Raw genomic sequence first — 15,575 nt, forward strand, 5'->3', positions numbered from 1 at the left:
ATGAGAGGCCGTTGCGCAAGCGACGAAGGAGCAAGCAACGGCCTCTCATCGGCGGGACATAAGGGGCCGCGAACACGCGCGCGCCAGCGCGCCAACAAACACAGCGCAGACTGTCCTGGGACCACCCGAACACCGGATCCGGAAATCCAGCGCGAACGACCCGATCAGCTCACACCGAGGCGACCCGTGCAGGCGGGCCAGGCGCCCCACCCCTGACGGGCGCGGGTCACTTCAGCGATGGCGATCTGCTCTTCGCGGGTAGCCAGATCCGCACGCGGCGCGTACTTCAACCCACCCTGGCGTTCCCAAGTGCTCTGGTCGAACTGGATGCCGCCGTAGTACCCGTTGCCGGTGTTGATCGCCCAGTTGCCGGTCGACTCGCAGCGGGCCAGCGCGTCCCAGATCGCGCCGTCGCGGACCGGGGGCACCTCGGTGCCGGGCTTGGCGCCCTTGCGGATGGTCTTGGGCTGGGCAGGGGTGATGACGTTGGAGTTGGTCTGCACGCGACCGGATTCGACGCCGTTGGTCATGGTGACCGCGAAGGTCGCCTCGTGCAGGCCGGGCTCGCCCGGGTTCTCGACCACGGTGCGGCTCATGTTCATGGTGACGTCCTCGATCACCACCTCGGCGGGATCGAGCGGCAGCGTCTCGGTGCGCTGCTCGATCCGCTGCCGGGTGACGGTGACCTGCATGTCGCCGGTCAGCGGGGTCTTCGCGGCGGGCTCGGCGAAGTCCTGATCCTTCAGCGGAACGCCCGCCGCGGTGAGGAATTCGCCGACCGTCGGCGCCGCGAGCCGAACGTCGACCGGGTCAGCGCCGCCGTCGAACAGCGTGATGGTGCGCGGGGTGTAGACGCTGAGCGCGGCACCGGCCAGCGGCAGCTTCTCGGTGCGGGTCGGCACGACGTGGGTGTCGGACGGGATCTGCATCTGGGCGAGCGCGTCGCCCGCGGTGATGCCGGTGGTCCACACCTTGCGTTCGGCGCCGTCGACGGTGATCGTGATCTCGCGTCCGCGGTTGAGGGTGATGGTCGCGCCGTCGCCGACCTTGGCGCCCGCCGCGGGGCTCACCTCGTCGTGTTCGGAGAGCTCGAAGCCCGCGTCGGCCAGGATGGCGCGCACATCACGGGACATGGTGCTGTGCTCGATCCGCTCACCGTCGACGACGAGCGCGACCGTCTTGTGGTTCGTGATCGCCGTCGCGGCGCCGACCAGCAGAGTCAGCAGCAAAGCCGCCACCGCCGCGTACAGCAGCGGCGAGCGTGACGAGTTGATCCGCGCAAAAGCCGACATGGTTACAGAACGATAACGACAAGGTTTGCGCCAGACAACACCGATGCGCCCGATCAGCGGGACCGCAGATCACGATTCGGTATAGACATCGCTGGTAGATAACAACCCGAACACGCGAAAGTGAGCCGAATCACGTTTGCCGTCCAGTCCCCTACCGACCAGACGAAACGCACCTAGCGGATGCGGTACAGCCGTCGCGCGTTCGCGGTGGTGATCTCGGCCAGCTCCGCCGGGTCCTGCTCGCGGACTTCGGCCAGCGCGCGCACCGTGTACGGCAGGCAGTACGACTCGTTCGGCGCACCCCGATACGGGTGCGGCGTCAGATACGGCGCGTCGGTCTCGACCAGGATCTGATCGTCGGGCACCAGCTGGGCCGCCTCCCGAAGTTCGTGCGCGTTCTTGAAACTGACCGTGCCGGAGAAGCTGAGCACATAGCCCTCGGCCACGCAGGCCTCGGCCATGGTGGCGTCGGAGGAGAAGCAGTGGAAGATCACCGTGTCCGGCGCGCCCTCGTCGAGCAGCACCGTGAGCAGGTCGTGGTCGGCCTCGCGGTTGTGGATCATCAGCGGCTTGCGGACGCGTTTGGCCAGGTCGATGTGCCAGCGGAAGCCCTCGATCTGGGTCTCGATGTCGGCGCAGCCGTCGAGCTTGCCTGGCCAGTAGTAGTCGAGGCCGGTCTCGCCGACCGCGACCACCCGCGGGTCGGTGGCCAGGCGTTCCAGCTCGGCCTTGGCCTTGTCGTCCAGTGCGTTGGCCCGCGTGGGATGCAGCGCGACGGCGGCGTAGACCCGCGGATCCCAGTTCGCCGCCTCGACCGCCCACTGCGCGGCGGCGAGGTCGTCGGCGACCGTCACCACATGCCCGACACCGGCCGAGGCCGCCCTGTCCAAGATCACCGCGGTCGACCCGGCATCGGTCGCACCGCAGGCATCGAGGTGGGTATGCGCGTCGATCAGGGGCGCGAGCGGCGGCGGAAGGGGTGGAGCCGGACGATTCTGGTTTGGCACGCGGATTACAGTAGTTCGCATCATGAGCGCACCTGAAGGCGCCGAGGCGCCCGCCTTCTACGTCACCACCGCCATCGCGTACCCGAACGGTGCGCCGCATATCGGGCACGCGTACGAGTACATCTCGACCGACGCGATCGCCCGGTTCAAGCGACTCGACGGTTATGACGTGTTCTTCATGACCGGCACCGACGAGCACGGTCAGAAGATGCAGCAGACCGCGGCCACCGAGGGCATTCCGGTGCAGGAGCTCGCGGCCCGCAACTCCGACGTCTTCGAGGCGATGGACAAGGCGCTCGACATCTCCTTCGACCGCTTCATCCGCACCACCGACGAGGACCACAAGGCCGCCAGCGTCGCCATCTGGGAGCGCATGCTCGCCAACGGCGACATCTACCTGGGCAACTACTCGGGCTGGTACTCGGTGCGCGACGAGGCCTTCTACACCGAGGAGGAGACCACCCTCCTCGACGACGGCACCCGCGTCTCGACCGAGACCCAGACCCCGGTCACCTGGACCGAGGAGTCGAACTACTTCTTCAAGCTCTCGGAGTACCAGGACAAGCTGCTGGCGCTCTACGAAGAGCGGCCCGAGTTCATCGCGCCATCGACCCGGCGCAACGAGATCGTCAGCTACGTCAAGGCCGGGCTGAAGGATCTGTCGATCTCGCGCACCACCTTCGACTGGGGTGTCCCGGTCCCCGGTCACCCCGATCACGTGATGTACGTGTGGGTCGACGCGCTCACCAATTACCTGACGGGCGTCGGCTTCCCGAACACCGATTCCGCCGGGTTCCAGAAGTTCTGGCCCGCGAACCTGCACATCATCGGCAAGGACATCACCCGTTTCCACACGGTGTACTGGCCCGCGTTCCTGATGTCGGCCGGCATCGAGCTGCCGGACCGCGTGTTCGTGCACGGGTTCCTGTACAACAAGGGCGAGAAGATGTCGAAGTCGACGGGCAATGTCGTCGACCCGCTCGCGCTGGTGTCCACCTACGGCCTGGACCAGGTGCGGTTCTTCCTGCTCCGCGAGATCTCCTACGGCCAGGACGGCAGCTACAGCAACGACGCCATCGCAGGCCGGATCAACAGCGACCTGGCCAACGAGTTCGGCAACCTGGTGCAGCGCAGCCTGACCATGGTCAACAAGAACTGCGACGCGAAGGCACCAGCCCCCGGTGAGTTCACCGAGGACGACCGCGCCCTGCTCGACCGCGCCAACGCCCTGCTGGACAAGTGCCGCGCCGAGTACGACGTCCAGCAGATGCACCTGGCGCTGGAGGCCATCTGGCTGACCCTCGGCGAGACCAACCGCTACTTCTCCGCCAACGCGCCGTGGGCGCTGCGCAAGTCGGGCACCGAGGAAGACCTGGCCAGGATGGCCACGGTCCTCTACGTCACCCTCGAGGTGGTGCGCATCGTCGCGATCCTGGTGCAGCCGGTGATGCCGGGTTCGGCCGCCAAGATCCTGGACCTGCTCGGCCAGGAGGGGCGCACGTTCGCCGATATCGCCACTCCCCTGGTCCCCGGTATCGACCTGCCCGCGCCGGAGCCGGTGTTCCCGCGCTACGTCGAGCCCAAGGAGTAAGAGGTTGTGGCGCACGGCTTCTCACCGTGCGCCACACCGCATCTCAGGTCCAGGCGGCCAGGAGCTTGCTCGCTTCGGCGCCCAGCGCGGCCTGCAGGAACGGACCGAAGCTGATCCGGGCGACGCCGAGTTCGGCGAAGTGGTCCTTGGCCGGAGTCCCCGGCTGCCCGATCGCGTTGACCGGCAACGGCAGTTCGCTCGTGAGCCTGCGCGCCACGTCGTCGGCATGCATGCCCACCGGGTACAGCACGTCGGCGCCCGCCTCGGCGGCCAGCGTCAGCCGGGCGATCGCGCGGTCGACGCGGTCGGCCTCGTCCCCGTCCTGACGCAGGAACAGATCCGTGCGCGCGTTGACGACCACGTGCACCCCCGCCGCGTCGGCGGCGGCGCGCAGCCCGCGCACGAGCTCGGCGTGTTCCTCGGGACTACGCAGCCGCTTGCCCTCGCTGTGCACGGTGTCCTCGATATTGAGCCCGACCGCGCCCGCCGCGAGGAGCCCCTCGATGAGCCGCGCGGGCTCGAGCCCGTAGCCCGATTCGATGTCTACCGACACCGGCACGTCCACCGCCCCGGTGACCTGGGTGACGCGCGCGAGCAGCTCGTCGTAGGTCATCCCCTCCCCGTCGCTACGCCCGACCGAGTCGGCAACCGGGTGACTACCCATGGTCAAGGCCGAAAAACCAGCGGCCACAGCAATATTCGCCGACCACGCGTCCCACACGGTCGGTAGCACCACCGGGTCCCCCGGCCGGTGCAGTTCGAGCAGAGTCTTCGCTTTCGCGTCCAGAGAGGTCATACCGCGATGATGCCGCACCGCGAGTATCCGCGCCGCCGGACTAGACGCAGCCGGTCCGCGGCGGGCAGTTCAGCTGGACATCGAGCACGCGCGCACCGGGGCCTTCGGCGCCGAGCCGGTCGTGTTCGTTGACGAGCTTGCACGAGCCGAGCGACAGGCAGCCGCAGCCGATGCAGCCGGTGAGATTGTCGCGTAGTCGGGTTAGCTGGGTGATGCGGTCGTCGAGGTCCTCGCGCCACGTGGTGGACAGCGTTTCCCAGTCGCGGCGGGTGGGCGTGCGGCCTTCCGGAAGCCGGTCCAGCGCCGAACGGATCTCGCTGAGCGGGATCCCCACCCGCTGTGAGATTCGGATGAAGGCGACCCGGCGCAGTGTTTCGCGAGCGTAGCGACGTTGATTGCCGCTGGTTCGACGACTCGATATGAGACCTTCGCGTTCGTAGAAGTGCAACGCGGACACTGCAACTCCACTACGCTCGGATAGCTGCCCGGGGGTCAGCTCCTTCGTTTGCCAATCGGCCGTCGTCATCTGCGCTCCTCCCGTTTTCGCCCTCAACAATACTTGAGGTATTCGTGTCGTGTACGAAAACGGCCGGACTCTCCCAGGCCAGGTCTGCGGGTCTTCCGTGCCGACACGGGCTCCTCGCATTACGGTTTCCGCATGGGAACCGCCCCCGACTCCCGCCTGGCCGTCACCTCCGAGGTCGGCACGCTCCGGACGGTGCTGCTGCACCGGCCCGGCGACGAACTGCGCAGGCTCACCCCGAGCAACAATGATCAGCTGCTCTTCGACGGCATTCCGTGGGTGGAACGCGCCCAAGCCGAGCACGACGCCTTCGCCGCCCTGCTGCGCGAACGCGGCGTGGAAGTGCTGCTGCTGTCCGAGCTGCTCGCCGACACGCTCGAGGTGAGCGGGGCGGCCAGAATCCAGGGTATCTCCGCCGCCGTCGATGCCCGCAGGCTCGGACACGGCCTGGCCGACCAGCTCGCCGCCGAACTGCGCAAAGTCGAGGCGCGCGAGCTCGCCGACATCCTGATGGCCGGGATGACCTTCGACGAGCTGCCCTTCGGCCCCGACACCACCTCGCTGGTGCGCCGAATGCACCACGGCGCCGATTTCGTCATCGACCCGCTGCCCAATCTGCTGTTCACCCGTGACTCGTCGTTCTGGGTCGGGCCGAAGGTGGCGATCACCTCCCTCGCCCTGCCCGCCCGGCACCGCGAGACCTCGATCACCGATCTCGTCTACGCCTTCCACCCGCGCTTCCTCGGCGTGCGCCGGGCCTACGAATCGCACACCGCGCCGATCGAGGGCGGCGACGTGCTGCTGCTCACCCCGGGTGTGGTGGCGGTCGGCGTCGGCGAGCGGACCACGCCCGCCGGCGCGGAAGCCTTGGCGCGCAGCCTCTTCGACGACGATCTCGCCCACACCGTGCTGGTGGTGCCGATCGCGCAGAACCGCGCGACCATGCACCTGGACACCGTCTGCACGATGGTCGACACCGACGCGGTGGTGATGTATCCGGGCGTGCGGGAAACCTTGCAGGCCTTCACGATCCGCCGGGAAGACGGCTTCTCCGCGCGCAGCGACCTCGACCGGATCAGCATCACCGGACCCGACCCGTTCCTGCCCGCCGCGGCCGCCGCCATGGGCATCGCGCGCCTGCGGGTGATCGACACCGGTCGCGACGGGCCGACCGCCGAACGTGAACAGTGGGACGATGGCAACAACACCCTGGCCCTCGCGCCGGGCGTGGTCGTCGCCTACGAACGCAACGAGATGACGAACTCGCGGCTGACCGACGCGGGGGTCGAGGTACTCACCATCCAGGGGTCGGAGCTGGGCTCCGGCCGTGGCGGTCCGCGCTGCATGTCCTGCCCACTGGCCCGAGACGAGGTGTGAGCGATCATGTTCCACGTCGAGCTGTCCGCCGATTCCACTCAGCCGCCGTATGAGCAGCTGCGCATGGCCGTGATCGAACAGGTCCGCGCAGGCACCCTCACCGCGGGCACCAAGATCCCCACCGTCCGCGCGCTGGCCGCCGACCTTGGCATCGCCCCCAACACCGTCGCCCGCGCCTACCGCGAACTCGAGGCCGACGGCGTCCTCGAAACCCGGGGCCGCCAAGGCTCCTTCATCGCCTCCTCCGGCGACCCCACCCGCGACGTCGCGGGACGCGCCGCCGTCGACTACGTAGCGACAATCCGGCGCCTCGGCCTCGACGACGCCGCGGCACGACATTTCGTGGAGTCGGCGCTGGACGGCTGAATCCGCCCGCCCGGCAGGTCCGCCGGGCGGGCGGCAATGCGCCGGACTAGCGGTACTTGAAGTAGTACTTGCCGTTCGACATCAGGACACAGTCCTGCGTGCCGCTCGGATGTGCCCGGTAGTCCGCATGGCACTGCGCCTTGTCATCCGGCGAATAGCCACGTGACAGGTTGTCGGCGAGCGCCGTCGCGGCAAACCCCGTGGTGACCGTCAGTGCGATCCCCGTGCCGATGAGCAGACGTGTGAACATGATGGGTCCCCTCCCAGAATGGTCGCGCCCAACTACGCGATCCGCCCGCCATCCTAATCGATGGTTCGGCTCTCCAGAAGATCAATCACTGTGCACCGCAAAGCTGTTCGGCGGCGACAGGTCACCGCCAGCTCGGTAGCCAGAGGTGGTCTTGCCAGCTGGCGGGGCTGATCGGCTGGGCTGTCAGGATCGGCCAGAGCCAGACGAAGTTCGCGATCACCAGGCCCAGGTAGATGCTGACGATGAGCAACCCGAGCGCGTACCGCTCGTTCACCGGGGCGGGCAGGTAGGTGCCGGTCGGGCTGCGCGGAATCCCCGCCGGTCTGGCCGAGCCGAGGATGTCGCCGAGGATCAGGGCCACGCCCATCGCCAGGAACGGCGCGAGTACCACCGCGTAGAAGAAGTACATCTGCCGGTCGAGGGTGAGGAACCAGGGCAGCAGGCCGGCTCCGTAGCCGACCAGCACGGCGGCGTAGCGCCAGTCCTTGCGCACGACCGAGCGCCACACCATCCAGCCGAGCGCGGGCAGCGCCAGCCACCACAGCGCGGGTGTGCCGACCGCCATCACGGCCTTCACACACTGTGCCTCGCCGCAGCCGGTGACGGAACCGTCGGCGTAGTAGTAGAGCATGGGACGCAGGCCCATCGGCCAGGTCCACGGCTTGGATTCCCACGGATGGTGGTTGCCCGAGGAATTGGTGAGTTCGGTGTGGAATTCCATCGTCCTGGCGCTGTAGTACCAGAGCGAGCGCAGCGCGTCCGGTGCGATGTGCGACCAGAATCCGCCTGGGCCGATGGGGTCCTTCGTCACGGCGGGGTTGCCGACGGTGTAGCGATACGCGCTGATTTCGTTGGCGAACCACGCCCAGTACGTCGCGATGTAGACCACGAGGGGAACCACTACGAGCGCGTACAGCGCGGGGCCCACGTCTCGAACCAGAGTGCCGACCCACGGCTTGCGCACCCCGTACGCGCGCCGGGCGCTCACGTCGAAGGCCACGCTCAGCAGCCCGAAAAACATGATGAAGTAGAGGCCCGACCATTTGGTGCCGCACGCCAGCCCGAGCAGCACGCCCGCGCCGAAGCGCCACCAGCGCACGCCGAGTCGTGGTCCCCAATCGGTGATTCCGATACGGCCTGCCAGATCGGCGGCGGCCATCCGTTCGCGGACCTCGTCGCGGTCGACGATCAGACAGCCGAAGGTGGCGGTCACCAGCAGCGCCATGAAGATGTCGAGCATGCCGATGCGGGAGGAGACGAAGGTCAGCCCGTCGGCGATGAGCAGGATGCCCGCGAACGCGCCGATCAGCGTCGAGCGCGACATGCGGCGCACGATCCGGATCACCAGCAGCACCAGGATGGTGCCCGCCAGGGCCGCGGTGCCGCGCCAGCCCCAGGCGTTGTAACCGAACAGGGCCTCGCTGATCGCGATGAACTGCTTGCCGACCGGCGGATGCACCACCAGGCCGTAGGCGGGGTTGTCCTCCACGCCGCCGCCGGTGACCATCTGCCAGGCCTGCGGCGCGTAGTGCTTCTCGTCGAAGACGGGGGTGCGCGCGTCCGTCGGGTAGTTCAGGTTCGCGAAGCGGGTGATCGCCGCGATCACCGTGAGCACGGCGGTGACCGCCCAGCCGCGGGCGGTGTCGAGCGGGCCGAAGTCGGGGGCGGGTCGCAGCGGAGCCGGCGCGACCAACGCCGCCGACCGCGACGGTGGCATCGCGCGCGTTTCGGTCACCGGGATCACGCACCGATCGTAGGCGGTGCGCCCAGCGAAGTCCGACCCGACACTGTTCCCCCTTGTTTCCCTGCAGATGCGCGATCCGGCGCGGCGGGACCGCCTGACAGAATGGCCGAACACCCCCGCCGCCGCACTCGATCGGTACGGCCAAAATACCGGAGAGGCTGGACAACACTGTGTTGGTCTTAGCGGCTACACCGATGGGCGACATCGGGGACGCGTCCCAGCGACTGCGCGACGCGCTCGGCTCGGCCGATGTGGTCGCCGCCGAGGACACCCGCCGGACCAAGTCGCTGGCGAAGGCGCTCGGCGTGGAGATCACCGGCCGGATCGTCAGTTTCTACGACCACGTCGAGACGGCCCGCATCCCCGCCCTGCTCGACGACATCGCGAGCGGTCTCACCGTGCTCCTGGTGACCGACGCGGGCATGCCCTCGGTCAGCGATCCCGGCTACCGGCTGGTCGCCGCCGCCGTCGAACGCGACCTCCCGGTCACCTGCCTGCCAGGCCCGTCCGCGGTCACCACCGCCCTGGCCCTGTCCGGCCTGCCGGTCGAACGCTTCTGCTTCGACGGTTTCGCCCCGCGCAAGGGCGGCCAGCGCCGGGAATGGTTGCGCACCTTGGCTTCCGAACAGCGCGCCTGCGTCTTCTTCGAAGCGCCCCACCGCCTCGCCGACTGCCTCGCCGACGCCGTCACAGTCCTCGGCCCCGACCGCCGCGCCGCCGTCTGCCGCGAACTCACCAAGACCTACGAGGAAGTCGTTCGCGGCACCCTCGCCGAACTCGCCGCCTGGGCGGTCGAGGGCGCGCGCGGCGAGATCACCATGGTTCTCGCAGGCGCCCAACCGGTTTCGGCTGACCCGGCCGACCTGGTCACCGAAGTGGAAACCCTGGTCGCAGGCGGCATGCGCCTCAAAGACGCCTGCGCCGAAGTCTCCGCAGGTCGCGGCGCCTCCCGCAAGGATCTGTACGAAGCAGTCCTGGCCGCCCGCTCCGCCGAGTAATCCGGTGTTGCGATTTTTTCGAATTTGACCCATGCTGGGGTATGGCTACTACGCATCGTGAGACCCTGCGGAAGGGCACAGTCCTTCCGCCGGAAGACCTGCGTGAGCTGCTGGACTTGTCCACCTTCCTCGAGCAACACGGTGAGCCCGCCGCGTTGCTGGGACCTGACGGCGCGCAGATTCCACTTCCGGTCGAGGTCTACGAGGTGCTCGTTCAGGTTGTCGCCGCGATGCGGAAGCGTCGCGCCGTGACCATCGCTCCCATCGAGCAGTGCTTGACCACGCAGCAGGCGGCTGACCTGCTCGGAATCAGCCGTCCCACCCTCGTGAAGCTGTTGGAGCGAGGGAAGCTGCAGTGTGAGAAGCCCTCTGGTTCGCGACACCGCCGGTTGCTCCTGAGTGACGTGCTCGACTATCAGGAACGTCGGCGCGCCGAGCGGAACGACGTGTTGAACGATCTGGTCCGCGACGCAGAAGAAGATGGGCTCTACGATCCTCCGGCCGAGGACTATCTACAGGCAGTCAGGGAAGCGCGGGCGGGCTGCACTGGCCAAACGGCATGCCTTCTGCCCGCTGTGGAGTGAACGAATCCTCGACGAGGTCTCGCGGGCGGTCGTAAAGGTCAATCCGCGTATCACCGAGGAGCGGATAGCGCGACGTGTCGACGGGATGAACGCGGCGTTCGAGGACGCCTGCGTGGAGGGCTGGGAACCGTTGGAGCAGTGCGTAACCGGACTGAGGGACGCGGCCGATCGGCATGTCGTCGCAGCTGCTGTCCGGGGGAATGCGGCCGCAATCGTCACCGACAATGTCAAGCATTTTCCGATCGAGGCGCTGGACCGTTGGGGGCTGCACGCGATCAGCTCAGATGACTTCCTGCTCGACGTGCTCGATCTGAATCCGAGCATGGTGCTCTCGAGCTTGATCGAGATGGTCGGGCGGCGAAAGAACCCGCCTGTCACGGTTGACGACATCCTCGTGGCTCTCGACTCGGCGAACGCACCGAGGTTTGTCCGGGAGGTCAGCTCGATCCTGGTCGAGGGAATCTGATCCGCACGGATGATGGCGCGGCGGGAGAGCAGCTCACTTCAGCGGCTGGACTCGCACACGTCCAGTCCATGCCTTCGACGATTGACTGTTGGACAGCAGCAGCACAATCCCTGGAGCCGCTGCGACAACCGCGACCTGCAACGCCGAATCGATTTCACCGTCAACCGCCTGACCCACGGCTATCAGGCCGGTGAGTGCCGTCCCGAGCGCTGCGGTCACCGAGACCATGATCCGCCCGGCAACATGTCTGCGCAGCATCAGGATCGCACCACCGGCCATAACGAGCACGGGGCACAAAAGAACCACCGCCACGGCCAGCACCCATCCGGAAGACTGTCCGCTCGCATTCACGTGGCGCTCGAGGCCTGTGATCACCAGAGCGAAGCCCAGGATGAAGACTGCGGCCACGACAGACACGGCAAGTGCCGCAACCGCCGCGGAAACAGGCACGATCCGCCTCGAGCCCACGGTGGAACTCATCGTCGGAATCCCCTTCATGATCTGCCCAGGCTACAGATAATTCAGCGGTCCAGGACCGCGAGCATGCCTGCTACCGCTCGGGGCCAGGTGAATTGCTCGGCGCGGGTGCGGGCGGCTTGGCGGCGGCCGGTGGTCGGCAGGGCGAGGACGTCGGTGACGGCTCGGGCGAAGGCGCGGGGGCGGTCGGCGGCGATGGCGCCGCATTCGGCGGTGACGATGTCGGCCAGGGCCGAGGAGCGGCTGGCTACGACGGGGGTGCCTGCGGCGAGGGCTTCCAGGGCGGCGAGGCCGAAGGTTTCGTGGGGGCCCGGCGCCAGTGAGACGTCCGCGGTGGCGAGGAGTTTCGCGACCATGGCGCGGTCGCTGATGAATCCGGTGAAGTGGACCGGCGGTTCGCCGCCGGGGAGGGCCGGCAGGGTGCGGGCGCGGCGTTCGAGTGACTCGCGGCGTGGGCCGTCGCCTGCGACGACCAGCCGGGCGGGGACGCCGGCGCGGTGCAGGGCGCCGACCGCTTCGATGCTGCGGTCGACCCGCTTCTCCACCGACAACCTGCCGCAGTGCACCAGCATCGGATATCCGGCGACGCCGAGGTCGGCGCGCAGCCGGTGGTCGCGGCGGCGGGGACTGAACAGGTCGAGGTCGACGCCGAGGGGCACCAGTTCCACATTGGGTGCGCCGATCCGCTGGAATTCCTCGCGGGCGAAGTCGGTCGTGCAGACGACCATGTCGTAGTCGTCGGCGGTGCGCCGGTTGGCGATGTCGGCGAAGCGGCGGGCGGCGGGCCCTGGCAGGAACTGGCCGAGCAGGCGGTCGAGCCGTTCGTGCGAGATCATCACGCTCGCGACCCCGCGTCGCCGGGCCCAGCGGCCGAAACCGCGCAGGGTGAGCCGATCGGAGACCTCGAGCACGTCGGGCCGCAGCCCGCAGAGCACATCGGCCACCCGCCGCGGATCGGCCGCGCGGTAACCACCGGTGCACGGAATCGCCAGCGCGGGCAAGGTGATTCGCAGTGCGCCGGTAGGCAGCACTTCCTCGCTGCGCCGCGGCCCCGGCACAATCAGCACCACCTCGTGACCTGCCGCGACGTAGCCCTCACCGAGGTGGTGCAAGGCGGTGCGCAGCCCGCCCGATCGCGGGCCGTAGAAGTTGGCGAGCTGCACGATGCGCACTCCCCGATCGTTCAGCGACGCGGGTGCACCCGGGAACCAGGCCGTGGAACAGCGCGTGAACAGCGGCGAAAGATGCGGCTAACCGGGCTCCGGCGCGCCGTCGAACCAGACCCGCAGCAGGCCGTGTCCGAACGCGGCGGTGGTCATCGCGACCAGTTCGGCCTGCGCGGTGAGCCATTCACCGTCGGCGAAGCGCACCCGCAGCGCGAGCCGCCGTGCCGTTCCCGGCTCGCGCGCTACATCGGCGCAGGCGGCGCGCAACGCGGCCAGGTCGTCCGGGTCGACGGTGGGCCGTTCCACCGCCCACCGGTCCAGCGGGGGCAGCGGTTCGGCGGCCCATTCGTAGATGATCGCGCTGGACAGCTCGACCAGGCCGATACCGACACCGGCGCGCTGCGATACCGCGCGCAGCATGGTCACGTCCGGGTCGGGCACCCCGTTGTGTTCGGGGACGGCGTGCATCAGGCCGCTCACCCGGCGCAGCCGCGGTGCGGCCCTGGCGACCATCTGGAACCGGCGCACCGCGTCGTCGTCGCCGAGCATGTCGACCTCGCCCTGCCAGTGCCCGCCGGGCACGAGCCCGGTGGCCATCGCGAAGTACTCGACCCTGCCGTCGAACCGCACCATCCGGCCGAAGGCGTCCGGCGGCGTGCGGACCACCCGCACCTCGGCCGGATCGCGGGCGAAGATGAGCTCCTCCAGACCCGGTCCGTGGTAGGCGAGTTCGCTGTCGGCCTCCCAGTCCCACGCCGCCACCTGCCGACGCGGCGGCACCGGCGCCGCGACCGGTCCGGCCCACAGCTGGACACCGTGGATCCCGTCGAACGCGCAGCGGACCGGCTCGGCCAGTACCAGCAGGCCGTCGGTCTCGACCCGCACCGAGACCTGATCGGCCTGACAGCGCCGCACCGCCGCCGCGGCGACACCCGCGCGCGCCTGCCCGAGTCTGCGGTGCAGCCACACCGGTCCGGCCCACTGCCTGACCTGCGTGCCTTCCGCGACGACGGTGGGGTCGAGATCCTCGACGAGGGTCTCGATCAGCAGCCACTCCCCGGCAGGCATCGCCGCGATCAGTTCGGCGCCACGCCGCGTCCCGCGCGTGGCAGATCGAGGTCGAGGGGGATGCGTCCCTCCCGCAGTTGCGCCTCGACTTCCTCGGCAGGCATGGGCCGGGCGATGAGGAAGCCCTGCGCGCGATAGCAACCGAGGCCGACCAGCGTCCTGGCCGCCATCGGCGTCTCGACGCCCTCGCCGACCACGCCGAGCCCGAACGAACCGGCCAGGCCGATGATCGACTTCACGATCGCCAGGTCGTCGTTGCTGTCGCCGAGGCGCTGCACGAAACCACGGTCGATCTTCACCGCGTCGACGGGCAGCGCCTTGAGGTGCGACAGCGAGCTGTAACCGGTGCCGAAGTCGTCGATGGCGATCTGCACGCCCATCCGCTTGAGCCCGCGCAGGGTGAGCCTGGTCCGCACGAGATCCTGCACGACGACATGCTCGGTGATCTCGAGGCAGACCGAGCTGCCGTCGATCCCGAAAAGGCGAAGAATGTCTTCGATGCGCTCGACGAAATCGGCGCTGACCAGCTGCACCGGCGACACATTGATCCGGATCACCACATTGGCTGCCAGCCCGCGGCGGCGCCAGTCGGCGAATTGCGAACAGGCCGAACGGATCACCCACCGGCCGAGTTCACCGGCCAGGTTGGTGGCCTCGGCCACCGAGACGAACGCGCCGGGCGGCAGCAGTCCGCGCGTCGGATGCTGCCAGCGGACCAGCGCTTCCAGCGCCACGATCCGGCCGGTGCGCAGGTCGACCTCGGGTTGGTAGTGCAGCACCAGCGAGCCGTCGGACACCGCGCTGCGCAGATTCAGCTCAACGTCGTCCTGGAGTTCGAACTGCGCGCGCATGGCGTCGGTGAACACCGCGACCCCGTTGCCGCCACCGGATTTCGCCGACAGCAGGGCATGGTCGGCGCGGCGCAGCACGTCCGACACCGAGGTCTCCCCCGGAATGCCCAGCGCGACACCGACACTCACCCCGCGGCTGACCGATTCCTGCCCCACCGAGACCCGGCGGCCGATGAGCTGCTGAATCCGGGTCGCCTCCAGCTCGGCCGCCACCGCGTCCATCGGCGCCGCGGGCACGATGACGAACTCGTCGCCGCCGAGCCGCGCGATCATGTCGCCGGGCTCGAGGTTCTGTTTGAGCCTGCGCGCCAGCGTGCGGATGAAATTGTCACCCGCGCTGTGGCCGAGGAAGTCGTTGAGCGCCTTGAGCCGGTCCAGGTCGAGGAAGAAAGTAGCGATCGGGCCCGGTTCGCCAGCCCGCAGCCGCTCCTCCATGTATTCGAGCAGGGCGCGGCGGTTGGCCAGGCCGGTCAGGTCGTCGTGCAGAGCGATGTAGCGCAGCTTCTCCTCGGCGACCACGCGCGCCTGCAGCTGGGCGAACAGCGCGGCGATGGCCTTGAGGACATTGAGTTCGCGCTTGGACCAGGCGCGGTCGCCCATCTTCACGAAGCCGAGGACACCGGTCGACTCGCCGCGCGAGACCAGCGGCACGCAGGCCATGGCCACCTCGGGAATGCCCGAGGACTTGCGGATCGTCTCCTGGTAGTCGGCGCTGTCGCGGCCGGGGCGCACGATCAGCGGCTCGGTCGCGTATTCGAGCGCGCGGAAGACCGAGTCGGCGTGCTCGAATTCGACCGTGTGCAGCGGGTCGGGATCGGGGACCTCGGGCCTGCGCGGCCATTCGGCGACGAGCACGGTCACGCGGCGCGCCCGGTCGGTGTGGCGCAGATAGCTGACGTCGACGTCGAAGTGCTCGACAAGGGCGGCGAGCACCCGCTCGCTCGCCGCCACCATGGTCGTGGCGTCGACACCCATCAACTCGGAGGCGACCTGCGTCACCAGTGAGTCGAGCGTTTGCC

The 15,575-nt window shown here is 68.6% G+C and carries 16 protein-coding genes; 6 read left to right on the forward strand and 10 right to left on the reverse strand.

The genetic code is table 11. The features are described from left to right. Positions 1-164: 164 nt before the first annotated feature. A complete protein-coding gene (locus ACWF82_RS22160; protein ID WP_452503886.1) occupies positions 165-1,292 on the reverse strand; it encodes a transglycosylase family protein in 1,128 nt (375 codons plus the stop codon). Positions 1,293-1,465: 173 nt separating this feature from the next. Further along, positions 1,466-2,320, reverse strand: coding sequence for a TatD family hydrolase (locus ACWF82_RS22165; protein ID WP_452503888.1), 855 nt, complete (start codon positions 2,318-2,320; stop codon positions 1,466-1,468). 1 nt (position 2,321) lies between these two features. Here ACWF82_RS22165 and metG point away from each other — a divergent pair, with 1 nt between their 5' ends. Continuing rightward, a complete protein-coding gene (gene metG / locus ACWF82_RS22170) occupies positions 2,322-3,890 on the forward strand; it encodes a methionine--tRNA ligase (RefSeq protein WP_452503890.1) in 1,569 nt (522 codons plus the stop codon). A gap of 43 nt (positions 3,891-3,933) precedes the next feature. Here metG and ACWF82_RS22175 read toward each other — a convergent pair whose 3' ends face one another. Both ACWF82_RS22175 and soxR read right to left on the reverse strand, forming a co-directional pair. Beyond that, entirely contained in the window at positions 3,934-4,686 is a 753-nt protein-coding gene (locus ACWF82_RS22175) for an isocitrate lyase/PEP mutase family protein (protein ID WP_452503892.1), read from the reverse strand. Between the two features lie 40 nt (positions 4,687-4,726). Then, on the reverse strand, positions 4,727-5,212 hold the full coding sequence (gene soxR, locus ACWF82_RS22180; protein WP_452503894.1) for a redox-sensitive transcriptional activator SoxR: 486 nt from the start codon (positions 5,210-5,212) through the stop codon (positions 4,727-4,729). A gap of 132 nt (positions 5,213-5,344) precedes the next feature. Here soxR and arcA point away from each other — a divergent pair, with 132 nt between their 5' ends. Further along, a complete protein-coding gene (arcA, locus tag ACWF82_RS22185; RefSeq protein ID WP_452503896.1) occupies positions 5,345-6,586 on the forward strand; it encodes an arginine deiminase in 1,242 nt (413 codons plus the stop codon). Positions 6,587-6,592: 6 nt separating this feature from the next. Then, a complete protein-coding gene (locus tag ACWF82_RS22190) occupies positions 6,593-6,952 on the forward strand; it encodes a GntR family transcriptional regulator (RefSeq protein WP_452503898.1) in 360 nt (119 codons plus the stop codon). 46 nt (positions 6,953-6,998) lie between these two features. On the opposite strand, the gene ACWF82_RS22195 is transcribed toward ACWF82_RS22190, so the two are convergent. Both ACWF82_RS22195 and ACWF82_RS22200 read right to left on the reverse strand, forming a co-directional pair. After that, complete coding sequence (locus ACWF82_RS22195) at positions 6,999-7,202, reverse strand: hypothetical protein (RefSeq protein ID WP_452503900.1); 204 nt, start codon at positions 7,200-7,202, stop codon at positions 6,999-7,001. Positions 7,203-7,323: 121 nt separating this feature from the next. After that, positions 7,324-8,919: a dolichyl-phosphate-mannose--protein mannosyltransferase gene (locus ACWF82_RS22200; protein ID WP_452504065.1), complete on the reverse strand. Its 1,596-nt coding sequence runs from the start codon at positions 8,917-8,919 to the stop codon at positions 7,324-7,326. 185 nt (positions 8,920-9,104) lie between these two features. Between ACWF82_RS22200 and rsmI the strand changes: the two genes are divergently transcribed. Genes rsmI through ACWF82_RS22215 form a run of 3 tightly spaced genes read left to right on the forward strand, consistent with a single transcriptional unit; the run spans position 9,105 to position 10,994 of the window. Then, positions 9,105-9,944 carry a 16S rRNA (cytidine(1402)-2'-O)-methyltransferase gene (gene rsmI / locus ACWF82_RS22205; RefSeq protein ID WP_452504067.1) on the forward strand — a complete coding sequence of 280 codons (840 nt, stop codon included), beginning with the start codon at positions 9,105-9,107 and terminating at the stop codon, positions 9,942-9,944. 41 nt (positions 9,945-9,985) lie between these two features. Continuing rightward, positions 9,986-10,528 (forward strand): helix-turn-helix domain-containing protein, encoded by a 543-nt coding sequence (locus ACWF82_RS22210; protein ID WP_452503902.1) that lies wholly within the window; start codon positions 9,986-9,988, stop codon positions 10,526-10,528. Continuing rightward, positions 10,425-10,994: a PIN domain-containing protein gene (locus tag ACWF82_RS22215; RefSeq protein ID WP_452503904.1), complete on the forward strand. Its 570-nt coding sequence runs from the start codon at positions 10,425-10,427 to the stop codon at positions 10,992-10,994. The genes ACWF82_RS22210 and ACWF82_RS22215 overlap by 104 nt, the downstream gene beginning before the upstream one ends. A gap of 33 nt (positions 10,995-11,027) precedes the next feature. On the opposite strand, the gene ACWF82_RS22220 is transcribed toward ACWF82_RS22215, so the two are convergent. The 4 genes from ACWF82_RS22220 to ACWF82_RS22235 all read right to left on the reverse strand — a co-directional run bounded on the left by ACWF82_RS22220 (position 11,028) and on the right by ACWF82_RS22235 (position 15,531). Continuing rightward, positions 11,028-11,474, reverse strand: coding sequence for a hypothetical protein (locus ACWF82_RS22220; protein ID WP_452503906.1), 447 nt, complete (start codon positions 11,472-11,474; stop codon positions 11,028-11,030). Between the two features lie 41 nt (positions 11,475-11,515). Further along, positions 11,516-12,643 (reverse strand): glycosyltransferase, encoded by a 1,128-nt coding sequence (locus ACWF82_RS22225; RefSeq protein ID WP_452503907.1) that lies wholly within the window; start codon positions 12,641-12,643, stop codon positions 11,516-11,518. Between the two features lie 78 nt (positions 12,644-12,721). Continuing rightward, positions 12,722-13,705, reverse strand: coding sequence for a GAF domain-containing protein (locus tag ACWF82_RS22230; protein ID WP_452503909.1), 984 nt, complete (start codon positions 13,703-13,705; stop codon positions 12,722-12,724). 8 nt (positions 13,706-13,713) lie between these two features. After that, the gene (locus tag ACWF82_RS22235) at positions 13,714-15,531 is read right to left on the reverse strand and encodes a putative bifunctional diguanylate cyclase/phosphodiesterase (protein WP_452504069.1); all 1,818 of its coding nucleotides are present in this window, start codon (positions 15,529-15,531) and stop codon (positions 13,714-13,716) included. Positions 15,532-15,575 lie beyond the last annotated feature (44 nt).

Source organism: Nocardia sp. NPDC055053 (assembly GCF_053608285.1).